General features: G+C 33.9%; 13 protein-coding genes. 2 read left to right on the top strand and 11 right to left on the bottom strand.

Features of this window, described 5'->3' with window-relative positions:
• The first annotated feature begins 54 nt into the window (after nucleotides 1–54).
• Nucleotides 55–705 (top strand): ribulose-phosphate 3-epimerase, encoded by a 651-nt coding sequence (gene rpe / locus BLS98_RS04270; RefSeq protein ID WP_089733902.1) that lies wholly within the window; start codon nucleotides 55–57, stop codon nucleotides 703–705.
• Nucleotides 706–924: 219 nt separating this feature from the next.
• Here the strand turns inward: rpe and chrI are convergent, their stop codons facing one another.
• Genes chrI through chrA form a run of 3 tightly spaced genes read right to left on the bottom strand, consistent with a single transcriptional unit; the run spans nucleotide 925 to nucleotide 2,776 of the window.
• Nucleotides 925–1,410, bottom strand: coding sequence for a chryseobasin maturation helper ChrI (chrI, locus tag BLS98_RS04265; protein WP_228425326.1), 486 nt, complete (start codon nucleotides 1,408–1,410; stop codon nucleotides 925–927).
• 40 nt (nucleotides 1,411–1,450) lie between these two features.
• Nucleotides 1,451–2,548, bottom strand: coding sequence for an MNIO family chryseobactin maturase (chrH, locus tag BLS98_RS04260; RefSeq protein WP_089733898.1), 1,098 nt, complete (start codon nucleotides 2,546–2,548; stop codon nucleotides 1,451–1,453).
• A 3-nt stretch (nucleotides 2,549–2,551) separates the two neighbouring features.
• Nucleotides 2,552–2,776, bottom strand: a complete 225-nt coding sequence (gene chrA, locus BLS98_RS04255; protein ID WP_089733896.1) for an MNIO class RiPP chryseobasin precursor ChrA — start codon at nucleotides 2,774–2,776, stop codon at nucleotides 2,552–2,554.
• Between the two features lie 153 nt (nucleotides 2,777–2,929).
• Here chrA and BLS98_RS04250 point away from each other — a divergent pair, with 153 nt between their 5' ends.
• Nucleotides 2,930–4,777, top strand: a complete 1,848-nt coding sequence (locus tag BLS98_RS04250) for an alpha-L-fucosidase (RefSeq protein ID WP_089733895.1) — start codon at nucleotides 2,930–2,932, stop codon at nucleotides 4,775–4,777.
• A gap of 83 nt (nucleotides 4,778–4,860) precedes the next feature.
• On the opposite strand, the gene BLS98_RS04245 is transcribed toward BLS98_RS04250, so the two are convergent.
• The 8 genes from BLS98_RS04245 to BLS98_RS04210 all read right to left on the bottom strand — a co-directional run bounded on the left by BLS98_RS04245 (nucleotide 4,861) and on the right by BLS98_RS04210 (nucleotide 12,918).
• Complete coding sequence (locus BLS98_RS04245) at nucleotides 4,861–5,277, bottom strand: nucleoside-diphosphate kinase (RefSeq protein WP_034707297.1); 417 nt, start codon at nucleotides 5,275–5,277, stop codon at nucleotides 4,861–4,863.
• A gap of 642 nt (nucleotides 5,278–5,919) precedes the next feature.
• Entirely contained in the window at nucleotides 5,920–6,846 is a 927-nt protein-coding gene (gene rsgA / locus BLS98_RS04240; protein ID WP_089733893.1) for a ribosome small subunit-dependent GTPase A, read from the bottom strand.
• A gap of 123 nt (nucleotides 6,847–6,969) precedes the next feature.
• On the bottom strand, nucleotides 6,970–8,052 hold the full coding sequence (locus tag BLS98_RS04235; RefSeq protein WP_089733891.1) for a chorismate mutase: 1,083 nt from the start codon (nucleotides 8,050–8,052) through the stop codon (nucleotides 6,970–6,972).
• Between the two features lie 395 nt (nucleotides 8,053–8,447).
• Nucleotides 8,448–9,029 (bottom strand): hypothetical protein, encoded by a 582-nt coding sequence (locus BLS98_RS23545; RefSeq protein WP_228425324.1) that lies wholly within the window; start codon nucleotides 9,027–9,029, stop codon nucleotides 8,448–8,450.
• Between the two features lie 32 nt (nucleotides 9,030–9,061).
• Nucleotides 9,062–10,147: a DNA polymerase III subunit gamma/tau gene (dnaX, locus tag BLS98_RS04225; RefSeq protein WP_089733889.1), complete on the bottom strand. Its 1,086-nt coding sequence runs from the start codon at nucleotides 10,145–10,147 to the stop codon at nucleotides 9,062–9,064.
• A gap of 104 nt (nucleotides 10,148–10,251) precedes the next feature.
• Nucleotides 10,252–10,884 (bottom strand): TetR/AcrR family transcriptional regulator, encoded by a 633-nt coding sequence (locus tag BLS98_RS04220; RefSeq protein ID WP_089733888.1) that lies wholly within the window; start codon nucleotides 10,882–10,884, stop codon nucleotides 10,252–10,254.
• Nucleotides 10,885–10,890: 6 nt separating this feature from the next.
• The gene (locus BLS98_RS04215; RefSeq protein WP_089733886.1) at nucleotides 10,891–12,147 is read right to left on the bottom strand and encodes an aminotransferase class I/II-fold pyridoxal phosphate-dependent enzyme; all 1,257 of its coding nucleotides are present in this window, start codon (nucleotides 12,145–12,147) and stop codon (nucleotides 10,891–10,893) included.
• A gap of 417 nt (nucleotides 12,148–12,564) precedes the next feature.
• Nucleotides 12,565–12,918, bottom strand: coding sequence for a helix-turn-helix domain-containing protein (locus tag BLS98_RS04210; RefSeq protein WP_089733884.1), 354 nt, complete (start codon nucleotides 12,916–12,918; stop codon nucleotides 12,565–12,567).
• Nucleotides 12,919–13,514: the final 596 nt, after the last annotated feature.

Below are 13,514 nucleotides of genomic sequence, written 5' to 3'. Positions count from 1 at the left end.
TGTCTTTATTCTTTTCTCTTTATTCTAACATCTAATATTAAGTAAAAAGTAAAAATGAAAACGAAGCTTATTGCTCCATCCCTTTTATCCGCAGACTTTGGGAATCTGCAAAGAGATATTGAAATGCTGAACAGATCTCAGGCAGATTGGTTCCACATTGATGTAATGGACGGGAGATTTGTCCCTAACATTTCATTTGGTTTTCCGGTAATGAAAACCGTTCAGCAGCATGCCAAAAAATTCGTGGATGTTCACTTAATGATTGTGGAGCCTGAAAAATATGTTGATGAATTTATCAACCATGGAGCTGACCTTATTTCTGTACATTATGAAGCATGTACCCACCTTCACAGAACCATTCACCACATTCAGAGTAAAGGAGCAAAAGCAGGTGTTGTTTTGAATCCATCTACTCCAGTTTTAATGCTTGAAGATATTATTGCAGATGTGGATCTTGTATTATTGATGAGCGTGAATCCAGGGTTTGGAGGACAGAAATTCATTGAAAACACGTATAAAAAGATTGCTGAAACAAAAGACCTTATCTTAAGCAACAACTCTACTGCTCTTATTGAGATAGACGGAGGAGTAAACCTTGATAATGCCTCTAAGCTTTTCGAAGCTGGAGCTGATGTTTTGGTTGCTGGAAATGCAGTATTCTCTACTGAAAGTCCTGAAAGAACTATTGAGCTTTTGAAAATCTAAAAAAGACATCAATTTAAATACACAAAAGGCAGCTCGAATAGAGCTGCCTTTTTCAATTTGAATTTGAGTCGCCTTGGTTATTAATTTTTTTCCAAAATTCTGTAATGTTTAAATTTCTTCTTAGTAACAACACAAAGATCTATAAAAAATTAACTACAATCAATCCGTAGAAATACGGAATTTTTGATTTGAGTATTTCCACCTACCATAAGGCTTTATCTATAATTCTTTATGCCAGATACAGGCACAAACCGCTAATATTATGCTGATTACCGAAAAAGCAGTTCTTATATTGTTTAGGAAATTCCATCTGTTTTCAAAATTATCACGCATTTGTTTGATTGCTTCAGCCGTAGAGCCTGAAATGTCAAACTGGTCAAGCTGGTCGTTCATAGGAACATTTCCAACCATTGTAACCCCGAAAACACCTATCAGATAAGCTAATGTAGCCAATAAAAGAAAAATAAAGACAGGTTGCTCTCCCCGCAAGAAAAAAGTAGATACAGGAAGAAGAATGGCCGCCCCCATAAAACTCATAAAAAAGATAGGATTAAGAATTTCACGGTTGATATTCTGCATAGCCTTCAGATATTCAGCATCAGATAATTTACCTAATCCCAGCACTACAGAGCACGAATAAGCATAGAAAAGTCCAGCTATAAGCGCTGTAAGTACAACTGTGATGATTAATAATACGGTTGTCATTTTCATATAATTTAGCTTGTGGTTATTAGAAAGGTATCATTTAATAGGGATTCCATTTTTTAATGATATTCTGAGCGGTAAGAATCATCTCCGGATCCCAGTTTTTTGTCTTAAAGTAATGGAAATCATGATTTTTAATTGATTCAGGTCCGGCGTTATCAAACAACAATTTTGTCAACAATGTTTGTTCTTCGTGAAGCATCAGATCTTCCAAAGGATTTTCTGAAAATCGAACTTCTTTTTTCGTCCAGGGATCTTTATTTTCCGTTCCAAAATCTGATGAATCAATGAGATTTTTGACTTTTGTAAAATCATCCAGAAAATTCTTCTTTTTTTCATCTGTATTGATGGTATTTCCCAACCTTTCAATGATAACATATTCCAGATTTTTACACTGAGACAAGATTGAAGGCAACACAAACAGAATATCTTCAGGAATTATGTCATCATGAGTATCTCTTCGTACTAATGTCTTTCCATATACACTTTCCTGCCAGCTTCCTCCTGACAGATGAATTTCCTTCACCTTATCCAGTGGATATAATTTGATGATCTCCTGCATTTCAACTTCGAAATTAAAGGACTGGCAATAGATGTTGTGAAGATCAAGAATCAGGAATCCATCGGTATCTTCTGTTAATTTATCAAGAAATACTCCCTGTTCCATCACATCATCCAATGAGAATGAGAACGCAAGGTTTTCTATTCCGACAGGAACCTGTACAGCATCCTGTAATCTGTAAAGCCTGTCTTTTCCAATCTTTAGTGTTTTAGGGTGTAGAGAAACCGGTAATGGCACACCCTGATGGAAATTTTCAGTGTTCATAAAACCGAAATGTTCCGTAATGTGGTTATAGTTTCTTTTACGAAACTCTTTTTGTAATTTTTTCAGCCAAATCTCCTGCCTGTCGGTCCATCGGGCATCAAATAGAGAATAATAGACCCCATGTCCAATCAAACGATTATTTTCAGAGTAAAAGTCAAGCAGCTCACTCAACCAATCTGGTTCTTCTACATTATAGAATGTATCAAATGACCATTCAAGCACTTCAACAGAATTGCTTTGCAGTAAAGGCAAAACAGCAGAAACAAATTCCGCTTCTGCCATCATGGATAATCCTAGCAGCGGCTTTCCCATACTTTATCCCATTCCACAAGCCGGACAAGAGAAATGATTAAGCACAACAGTGTCTTTCTTAACCACAGCTTTGGGTGTAGTTGGTTTAGGTTTTTCCGGACTTTCTGGAGCCGGAGCTACTTTTTTAACTTTCTTTACAGGCTTTGTAGTTTTTGTAGCCGGTTTTGTAGTTTGTGCAGAAACTCCTACCGCTAATAAACTAGCCATTAATAATGCTGGAATTTTCATAATACTTTTTAGAAGAATTTTACAATAAACGTTCCATTTATAAAAATACAATAATTAAAAACGTTTTAATAACAATTATTTAGCAAATATTAGAAACTATTTAATACTATCCTATTTTCTTTATTTATATTTAATGGTAAAATAAATCTATATATGAAAAACAGTCTGATTAAAGCCGTTTTCCTTGGATTGATATTATCTGCCCACAGTATCGATGCACAGGCTCAAACAGTTGAAAACAGCAAAAAAATGGAATGGTTTAAAAATGCAAAACTGGGTATTTTTATTCACTGGGGAATTTACTCCGTCAACGGAATCTCTGAATCCTGGTCATTCTTCAATAATTATATTAATCACGAAAATTATATGAAACAGCTGAATGGTTTTTCAGCTACAAAATATCAACCAGAGCAATGGGTAAATCTCATTAAAGAATCCGGAGCAAAATATGCTGTCATTACTACCAAACATCATGACGGGGTTTCATTATGGAACTCAAAGGCAGAAAAAGCGACAAGCATTCCTCAAAACGCCCTTGCCCAAAAAGATGTTTTAAGTCCTTTTGTTTCTGCGTTGAAAAAATCAGGATTAAAAACAGGACTTTATTTCTCATTGCCGGATTGGAGTCACCCGTATTATGACATCAATACCAGAACAAAAAAGCGGTACGAAATAAAAAATGAGCCGATACGCTGGCAGAATTTCATCAACTACTATCATAGCCAGCTTAGTGAGCTTTCCTCTCAATATTCTCCGGATCTTATTTGGTTTGATGGAGACTGGGAACATACATCTGAGGAATGGAAAGCCTCTCAAACCTTAGATTTACTGAAAAAATACAATCCTAATATCATCATCAATTCAAGACTCAATACTCATGGAGACTATGATACTCCCGAACAGGGTATTCCTATAATTCCGCCACAAAATCCCTATTGGGAACTTTGCTACACGATGAATGATTCGTGGGGATATCAGCCTTATGACAAAAATTATAAGACCCCTAATATGATTGTAAGAACTCTGGCAGATGTAATAAGTATGGGGGGAAATCTCTTACTTGATATCGGTCCTAAATCAGACGGCTCCATTCCGGAAGAACAAATTGAGATTCTTAAAAATCTCGGACGTTGGACATTCAAAAATAAGGATGCCATCTACGAAACAACCCGCGGAATTCCTTTTGAAAATTACAAAGGAAAATCATCTTTGTCAACCTCTAAAAAATCTTTATTTCTTTATCTTGATGAAGCCAAAAACTTCACAAAGATCTATGGATTGGCAACAAAACCTCTTTCAGCAAAAATCATTGGAGATCCATCCGCAGTTGTTACCATAGATTATAGTGCTGAAAAAACACTTACTTTGAACTTCTCTAATGTAAAATTTGATAAAGATGTTACCGTAGCAGAAGTTACTTTTGAGAATCCGCCTGTATTTCTAAAAGATTTCAAGAAGAGTGAACATCCCCTTCCCGAAATACTGGAAATTAAAAATACTCAGGAAGCTGTTTATGATATAGCCAATGCTCTGAACTATGATAATAATTTAGTGACCCATGATGGGCTGACCAATGATGGGCTTGACATGAAAATTAAGAAAACCTCTACAACAAATATGGAAACGCTGCAATGGATAAGCAAACATGCAGAGGCTTTATTTGAGACAGGAAAAGGATTACCGGAAGGACATTTCCCCGGAATGAGTGCTTTATCAAAAGACAAACAAACTCTTTATCTTTTTGTAGAAGGAACCCCAACCGGTCCTATTGCTCTAAAAGGAGTAAAAAATAACATAGCCAGAATAAGAATTGTAGGTGATGGCAGCATGCTTACTCATACGATTTACAATAAATTGTACTGGAGTGACCGCCCGGGAATTATTTATATTGATATTCCAAAAGAAAGACTGGATAAACAAATGACCGTCATAGCAGTCTTATTGAATAAACCTATTGAGCTGTACAGAGAAAATGTGGGAGCTATTGAAAACAACCTTTAAGACCTTCCAAAAATAAGGACTCATATAAAAAACAAAATCCGGAGAAAATTTTCTCCGGATCTTTTATTTTGTAAGAAATTTTCTTAGAAAATCTCTCTTCCTGAAAAATGGAACTGAGCTTCGATTAATGCATTCTCGTCAGAATCTGAACCGTGAACTGCATTTTCTCCGATGCTTCTAGCAAACATTTTTCTGATTGTACCTTCTGCAGCATCTGCAGGGTTAGTAGAACCGATTAATGTTCTGAAATCTTCAACCGCATTGTCTTTTTCTAAAACTGCAGCTACGATAGGACCAGAACTCATGAACTCTACTAATTCTCCATAAAATGGTCTTTCAGCGTGTACTTCATAGAATTTTTTTGCATCAGCAACTGTAAGCTGAGTTAATTTTAAAGCTTTGATTTTAAAACCTCCTTCAGCAATCTTACCCAATATTGCACCGATATGTCCGTCAGCAACTGCATCAGGCTTAATCATAGTGAATGTAATGTTAGACATAAATGTATATTTTTTTAATGGTGCAAAATTACAAAAAATATCTTTGATTTTTATTTTAATTTTTTTTTAACATAAAAATAACTTTTATTAAGAAATCGTGAACCAAACTTTGGCACAGTAATTGTTAATTCTATTACGATTCTCATGTTTAATTTGAGTTTTCATGGTTATTAGTTTTTACCCAGCTTCGGCTGGGTTTTTTATTTGTAAAAAATACGTGTTTTCTTTATCGATTTGATAAAATCAAAAACCATATAAAAGTATATTAATATAGTATTGCTTCTATTTCAATCAATGAAATAATTGATATTTTCTTACTATTTTTTTATTTCCATAAATTCTGACACGAAAAAGTGGAGTTATACAATAAATTCTCAGTGACAAAAAGTAGAGTTATTCTAAAATTTAATTATTTTTCATTTCAAAAAATGATTAAAAATAGTTTCCTGAAATTATTTTTTTCTTTTTTTTAAGATTTATACCTGAGATGAAAAATGAGATAAGAAGAATTATTTACTAGAAGATAAACCTAACAGGCTTTAAAAACCTGTTAGGTTTGTTTTCTACCAAAATATATCTAAAGAAAAATACCTCCATATTCATGATATGAAGGTATTTTTTTATAGATATAAATTTTTACAATTATTTTTGAGCCGCTTCTTCCGCTTCATCCATTAGCTTTATATAAGTAGCATAACGGGAATGCTGAATCTCTTCTGTTTCAAGAGCATCAATTACAGCACATTTCGGTTCATTGATATGAAGACAATTGTGGAACTTACATTCTTCTCTTTTTTTGAATATTTCAGGGAAATAATGCTGTACTTCTTCTTTTTCAATATCAATCATTGCAAATTCACGAACACCAGGAGTATCAATAACATTTCCGCCAAAATGCCAGAAGTGCATCTGTGCAAAGGTCGTAGTATGTTTTCCCTTTAAATGGGTATCTGAAATTTCAGATGTTTTTAAGTTTAGTCCGGGTTGTAATGCATTCACCAATGTAGATTTCCCACATCCTGAATGTCCGAAAAATACAGAAGTTTTATCTTTCAGCATTTCCTGAAGCTGATCCAGATTCAGTTTTGAATACGATGAAATTTCCAACGTATCATATCCTATTTCCTGATAAATGAACTCAACATCTTTTACAATTTCGATTTCCTCTTCATGAAGAACGTCAATCTTATTGAAAAGAATTAAGGGTGTAATATTGTAGGCTTCACAACACGCCAGAAATCTATCCAGAAAACCTAATGAAGTTTCCGGATGTTTCAACGTAAAAATAAAGCATGCCAAATCAATATTAGACGCAATAATATGGGCTTCTTTTGAAAGGTTAACAGATTTTCTGATCAGGTAATTCCTTCGTGATTCAATTTTCGTAATCCAAGCAATATCATCCTGTTCAAGCTGAAACTCTACAAAATCACCTACAGCAAGCGGATTGGTAAGCCTTGTTTTAATCAATTTGAATTTCCCTCTGATTCTGGCCTCGAAAATTTTATTTGTTTCCAATTCCAAAACCTGGTACCAACTGCCTGTAGATTTAATGATTTTTCCTTTCATAAATAATATGGTGCAAATATAAGGAATTAGGGCTTAGGGTTTAGAATATAGGTGAAAACAAATGTTTCAATTACCTAAATTCTTTTTCCCAAAGCCCTACTCCTATTATCTTATATCTGATATTTAGTCCTTATCAATCATGATACTGTTCTGTACCTCAATAGATTCTTCATGAATCGCTTTGAATACTTTCTCAATAAAATCCTGAGACATTCCTGTTTCTTTTGCTTTTTGAGTTGCGTATTCTGTAATTACTTTCCAACGTTCCGGCTGGAAGATTGCAATATCGTTTTCCTTTTTAAGTTTCCCGATTTTTTCTGAAATTTTCATCCTTTGAGAAAGAAGCTCAATTAACTGGAAATCAAGATCAGAGATCAGGGTTCTGTGTCTTCCCATTTCTCCTTCGAAACCTGCAAGATTTGTACTTCTTACTTTTAAATTACCAATTAATTCTGCCAATACTTCAGGAGTAATTTGTTGTGCAGCATCACTCCACGCTTCATCAGGATTAGAGTGAGTTTCAATAATAGCCCCTTGGTAACCAACGTTAAGCGCTTCCTGTGTAATATCTGCCAATCCTGTTCTGTTTCCGCAGATGTGAGACGGGTCAATTAACATTGGAATATTCGGGAACTGGCTTTTGAAGTCAAGGGCAATTTGCCAGTTCGGGTTATTTCTGTATTTTGTTTTTTGGTATGTTGAGAATCCTCTGTGAATTACTCCCAGGTTTTTAATATCTTGTCCTAAAAGTCTTTCTAATGCTCCAGCCCATAAGGCAAGATCCGGATTTACAGGGTTTTTCACAAATACAGGCTTATCTGTTCCTCTTAAAGCCATTGCAATTTCCTGTACCGTAAAAGGGTTTACTGTAGAACGCGCTCCAATCCAAAGAACATCTACATCAGCTTCTAATGCTGCAAATACGTGGTGTGCATTAGCAACTTCAGTTGCTGTTTTGAAACCATACTCTTCCTTTACTTTTTTTAGCCAGTTCAAACCGATCACTCCTACTCCTTCAAACCCATTAGGTTTAGTACGAGGTTTCCAGATTCCTGCACGGAATACTGACACCTGAGCGTTTGATTCTTTAATTCTTCTGGCAGTTTCAAGCATCTGTGCTTCACTTTCAGCGCTACAAGGTCCTGCAATCATTAAGGGCTGTGTAAGCTCATTAATCCACTCGTTTTTTAAATCTTTTAAATTCATATTCTAAATTTTATTGTTTTTATATTTTTTGTTAAGTTCACAGCAATAGCCCTTTGATTATAAAATTAATTTATAATTCTTTTCAAAAAAATGCCGTTCAAACTTGTTTAAAGGAATCAGGAAAATGAAAGGGCTCTACTTCTCCTGTATTTTTTGGAAAGAAATTTTATTAACAGTACCAATAAAATCGGTAATACGTTCTAAAATTTCTAAAATAAGAAGCAGAAAAGCTAAAATAACCGCTAAAATAATTAGCGGGTGCAAAGAAAGACAGATATGTATTAGATAATTTTTCCATTTTGTTCTGGAAATGTCTTTGTTTTAGCGTTTCTTACTATAATTTGTTTTTGTCGAAAAGTTATTTCTCGCAGAAAACTTTGACAAATATATAAAAATTATGTCAAATCAAACTTCATTAAATCATCAAGATCTTTCAAAATTGGATTTTTTTCTATGAATTTTTCGTAAATTTTTCTTTTAGTCACTACTGCAATCTTCAGATTTTCAACGTCTCGCACGTATTCTACCTCAATAGAATAATTTTGAACTTTTCTTCTGAAATGATTAAAAAATTCTCCACTTATTTTATCAAATTCTACTTTTGCCGAGTCGGAAGGGAACAAAACTTTGATCTTACTCTCCTCTTTTTTCTCCAGCTTAAAAGTTTTCACGGCATTAAAAACAAAATTATTTTTTATCTGCAGCTGTTTAAGCATAATTTTCCATTCTGCCTGAAGATCTGTATCAGTAAAATGGTTTTTGGGCAAATTATCGGTTCTCACCACAACATCTTCTACAACCTCAGTTTTCTCTTCTTTATTTAGAAAAGAATTAATGCTGAAGCCTGAAGAAACTCCTGGTCTGGATAAAGGTTTTGAGGTTTTGCTAATGACAGCAGTCTGAACACTTTCCGTCTGTACAGTTTGTTCTGTTTTAACGGATTCTTTTTTCTCCTGAACTTTTTCAGGGATTTTCACTTCCTGTTTCTCACTGAGAAACGGAGCCAGTATCAGGAATTTTTTTTTTTAGTAACGTCTGAATTAGCAGTCAGCGAAGACAATTGCATTAGTGCAATCTCAACAGTAAGTCTTGGGTTCTTGGAATTCTTGTAATTAATATCTGCATGATTACAGATTTCAATCCCGTCAATAAGCAGCTGTGCACTCCATTTCTGGCCTTGCTCTACAAACTTAGATTTTGTTTTCTCCCCTACTTCAATCAGATCTATGGTTGAAGCGTTTTGAGCCATCATTAAATCTCTAAAGTGATTTCCTAATCCGGCAACAAAAATATGAGGATCAAAACCTTTTTTAACAATATCATTAAAAGCGGAAAGAACTTCAGGAATTTTGTTTTCCTTGGCAAGATCCACAATGTTCAGATATTGATCGTAGTCCAGAATGTTCAGTACTTCTGCGGCTTTTGCTAGTGTAATATTTCTCTGGGAAAAAGTAGAAAGCCTGTCGAAGATAGAAAGCGCATCCCTTAATGCACCATCAGCCTTTTGAGCAATCAGGTACAGGGCGTCATCTTCATATTGGATATTTTCTTTCTGAGCTATATTTCTTAGATGTCCCTGAATGTCTTCGATAGTGATTCTTTTAAAATCATAAATCTGACAACGGGATAGAATGGTTGGAATAATTTTATGCTTCTCCGTAGTAGCTAAGATAAAAATGGCATGAGCAGGCGGTTCTTCCAATGTTTTAAGGAAAGCATTGAAAGCGGCAGAAGACAGCATGTGAACCTCGTCAATGATATATACTTTGTATTTACCAACCTGAGGAGCAAAGCGTACCTGGTCTATTAATTCTCTGATATCATCTACAGAGTTATTGGATGCAGCATCCAATTCATAGATATTATAAGCAAAGCCATCTTCTGAAACAGAGCCGTCTTTCTCGTTGATTTTTCTTGCTAAAATTCTGGCACAAGTAGTTTTACCCACACCACGAGGACCGCAGAAAAGCAACGCCTGAGCAAGTTGGCTCTCTTCAATTGCATGTTCTAAAGTATCCGTAATATGGGATTGTCCTACCACTGTGTCAAACTCCTGAGGACGATATTTTCTTGCAGATACTATAAAATTTTCCATTGGTCAAAAATAAGAAATATAGTTTTAATTTGAAAATTAAAAGTTTTCAAATTATCCACAAGAAGTATAATTCTGTCTTAATTGGAAAACTTTTAATTAATTCTTTATTTCTTTTTCTGATAAGCAAAATCTACAATTTCAACAATTGCTTTCTCTATTTCAGCTCTGCCCTCTTCAGTTTTCATATCAAGACCACAGAATTCGCTTGCATTATAGGCAGGGTAAAGGTTTAGATAATAAGCACCAGAAACAATTAAAGCAATAATAGCTCTGAATCTTTTTGCATCTTCTCCAAAATAAGGATCCGTAATATTTTCGAACAGTACTTTTCCAACATCTTCCCTCTCCTGAACAAGTTTTCTAAGGATTGGTTTGCTTTCAGAAAGTTCCCAAAGAATAATTTTTTGAAGTTCTTTATTTTTCTTCAAATTTTCAAACTGAGCTAGAATACCTTTTGTTAAAGCATCCTGACCTTTGCTTGACTGTTGTTCTTCTTCAATGTTTGGACTGAATTTGCTCCAATAATCCTGAGATTTGATATACTCATCAATAAGTTTATCAGTACTTCCAAAGTACTCATAGATAAGCTTTTTGTCGAAGCCAGCTACTGCCGCAATTTTACTTACTTTTAATCCTGAGTAACCTTTTACTCTTAAAATTTTACCAACTGCTGCGAGCAGCTTTTGTTTGGTTTTTTCCTTGTCCCTAATTGGGCCCTGCACTACTTTTCTAGGCATAATTTATTATTTTTTTGCAATATGCATTTTTTTATTAATATCATCAAAGACATTAAGTGTTTTGTCGAGATGTTCTTTCTCGTGTCTTGCCGTTACGCTCATCCTGATTCTTGCATCTTTTCTGGCTACAGCCGGATACATAATAGGATTGGTATAGACTCCTTCTTCAATCAGCATTCTACCAATATCCCACATTTTACTTTGATCTCCAATTTTCACAGGAATAATAGCTGAGCAGGTAATTCCGGTATCAAGACCTAAGTCATCAAGACCTTTTTTTAAATAATGGATGTTGTTCCATAATCTTTCTCTCCAAATCGGTTCTTCATCAATCAATTCGATGGCTGTAACGATTCCGGCGGAGGAAGGTGGAGCGGTAGCGGAGAAAATCTGTTGTCGGGATTGAAACTTAAGGAAAGAGGCGATCTTTTTATTGGTAATCACATAACCTCCTAAATTTCCGAAAGTTTTACTGAAAGTACCTGTAATAAAATCTACTTTATCAAGCAAATGCGGATCTTCAAGAGTTCCTCTTCCTGTTTTTCCCATAATGCCGACGCCATGCACATCATCTACCATAAGGTAAGCATTATATTTCTTAACAAGATCATATATTTCGCTAATACGTGAAGTGTCACCATCCTGAGAATAGACTCCATCCACAATAACGAGTTTCGTACGGTACGTATTTTCTGATATCTTCAAAATGTGTTCCAAAGCTTCCAAATTATTATGTGGAAACGTTTTTTTATTTGTAAAAACACATCCTTCGTGTACACTGGCATGTACTGCACTATCCAGAATGGCAATATCTTCTTTCTGTAACAGTATCTGCAAAGTGGCACTATTAGCTGTATATCCGGTAGTAAATATAACTGCTTCATCTTCATTTCTTCCAAAAAAACCTGCAATTTTCTTTTCCAATGCATAATGGTAATCGAAATATCCCCCAATAAGTGGTGTTGCCCCGGTTCCTGTTCCATATTTTTCTATTCCCTCAATAGCAGCCTGTTTTACTTTCGGGTGCTGTGTAAATCCTAAATAATCACTGGATACAAAGCTTACATACTGTTTATTCTGATCTGCAATATTAATATTTAATGTTGCATTCGTTCCTGAGGTATTTCTCAGTCTGTAATTCATGTGCCCTCTAGCTTTCATATCGTCTAGAAATTCATAAAAATAATCCGCTCTTTGAGCAATATCGTAATCAGGGATATTCTCAAAATCTTTAAATGTTGCTGTAGCAAAATCAATACTCATCCTAAGTTAGTTATTTAGTGTGGTTCAAATAACAAATATATAACTAATAAAGGGGGTTCAAGAGATTTATGAAATTAAAAAAATATTAAAGACATCATGCTATTGAAACCAAATTATTATATATATCTGCCTTTTTTTAAAATTTTAGATTTTTGATTTAATCAATTTTCTAAGATTAAATTTAATAAAAAAAGAAACTCATAAATAAATATTAATAAATAAACCGTAAAAAAAACGCCTTATTTATTACAACCTTCTCATTTATAAAAGATTATTTTTTTCAATGATTTACAAATTGAATAACATTACTCTCAGAAACCGTACTAACAACTGCACTTCTTATATTTAATCACAAAATAAAGAAATAAATTATATAAAACCATACTATCTATCAGGTTTTTTGAAAGAATTTAAAACTTATCTTCCCGAAGCCTTTCTGAAATCACCTGGTGTTTCGCCTGTCATTTTTTTGAAAAATTTTGAAAAATTGGAGGGATCATACGTAAATATACGGGCAATTTCCGCAACAGAATAATTGGAATCCACAAGCATATGTTTAGCTTTCTGGATAATTTCATTATCATAAAAGTAGCATGGATGCTGTCCTGTTTCTTTTTTTATGGTATCAGTAAGATGTTTGTGAGAAACAGCCAGCTTTCCAGCAATTTCATTTACCTCCATAAATTCAGATACATCTCCTGAAATCACTTGCTGGACATGATTTTTTAAAAAACTAAAATACTGATGGGTAATTTCTTCGCTTCTTTTCATCTTGTTGTTTCTTTTCTTATAATTAATTAAAATTATAAAAATAAAAATACGAATTAAAATCTATATGGTGAACTTTTCGGACAAGTATAAAATGACAATAACTCTACTTTTTTTATCCTTAAAAAAACAGATGAATTTTTAATATTGTATTTGCATTTAATCAAACTCTAATTTCATCAGAAAAAACAAAAGACCTCTTGAAGAGACCTTTGTTTTTTTTGAGATAAATCGTTTGTGTTCTTAGAACCTTTATTGCAGAAAACAATCTCTTTTCATCATTGTGGGAACTGTTTGCAAAAGTAGGTATACTGCCTTATTCAGTCAAAAAAAAGCTGTAGAATAAACATCATTTTTTTGTAAAATTTTTACTACAAAAATCTTATAGATAAAGACTATTCACAAAATATTACCCCAACTATCAATCAACAAATTTTATCTTCTTGTGTCTCAACAACAATACATAGCACATTACCCTCCGAAATCTCACATCTACTATTATAAAATGCTCAAATTTTAGAGATCATAAACTTTTTTTTAAACAAATTCAGACATCAATAAAGTCTCATTATAACCAATTTCGTAAAATAAATTATCAC

The organism is Chryseobacterium jejuense, assembly GCF_900100075.1.
GTDB classification, from domain to species: domain Bacteria; phylum Bacteroidota; class Bacteroidia; order Flavobacteriales; family Weeksellaceae; genus Chryseobacterium; species Chryseobacterium jejuense.
The sequence above is the reverse complement of the archived record's forward strand: the minus strand, read 5'-3'. Positions and strand labels throughout refer to the sequence as shown.

Bases quoted from the DNA above. Each gene is read 5' to 3' on its own strand.
- rpe (WP_089733902.1), top strand. From the start codon at position 55: ATGAAAACGAAGCTTATTGCTCCATCCCTTTTATCCGCAGACTTTGGG.
- chrI (WP_228425326.1), bottom strand. From the start codon at position 1,410: ATGACAACCGTATTATTAATCATCACAGTTGTACTTACAGCGCTTATA.
- chrH (WP_089733898.1), bottom strand. From the start codon at position 2,548: ATGGGAAAGCCGCTGCTAGGATTATCCATGATGGCAGAAGCGGAATTT.
- chrA (WP_089733896.1), bottom strand. From the start codon at position 2,776: ATGAAAATTCCAGCATTATTAATGGCTAGTTTATTAGCGGTAGGAGTT.
- BLS98_RS04250 (WP_089733895.1), top strand. From the start codon at position 2,930: ATGAAAAACAGTCTGATTAAAGCCGTTTTCCTTGGATTGATATTATCT.
- BLS98_RS04245 (WP_034707297.1), bottom strand. From the start codon at position 5,277: ATGTCTAACATTACATTCACTATGATTAAGCCTGATGCAGTTGCTGAC.
- rsgA (WP_089733893.1), bottom strand. From the start codon at position 6,846: ATGAAAGGAAAAATCATTAAATCTACAGGCAGTTGGTACCAGGTTTTG.
- BLS98_RS04235 (WP_089733891.1), bottom strand. From the start codon at position 8,052: ATGAATTTAAAAGATTTAAAAAACGAGTGGATTAATGAGCTTACACAG.
- dnaX (WP_089733889.1), bottom strand. From the start codon at position 10,147: ATGGAAAATTTTATAGTATCTGCAAGAAAATATCGTCCTCAGGAGTTT.
- BLS98_RS04220 (WP_089733888.1), bottom strand. From the start codon at position 10,884: ATGCCTAGAAAAGTAGTGCAGGGCCCAATTAGGGACAAGGAAAAAACC.
- BLS98_RS04215 (WP_089733886.1), bottom strand. From the start codon at position 12,147: ATGAGTATTGATTTTGCTACAGCAACATTTAAAGATTTTGAGAATATC.
- BLS98_RS04210 (WP_089733884.1), bottom strand. From the start codon at position 12,918: ATGAAAAGAAGCGAAGAAATTACCCATCAGTATTTTAGTTTTTTAAAA.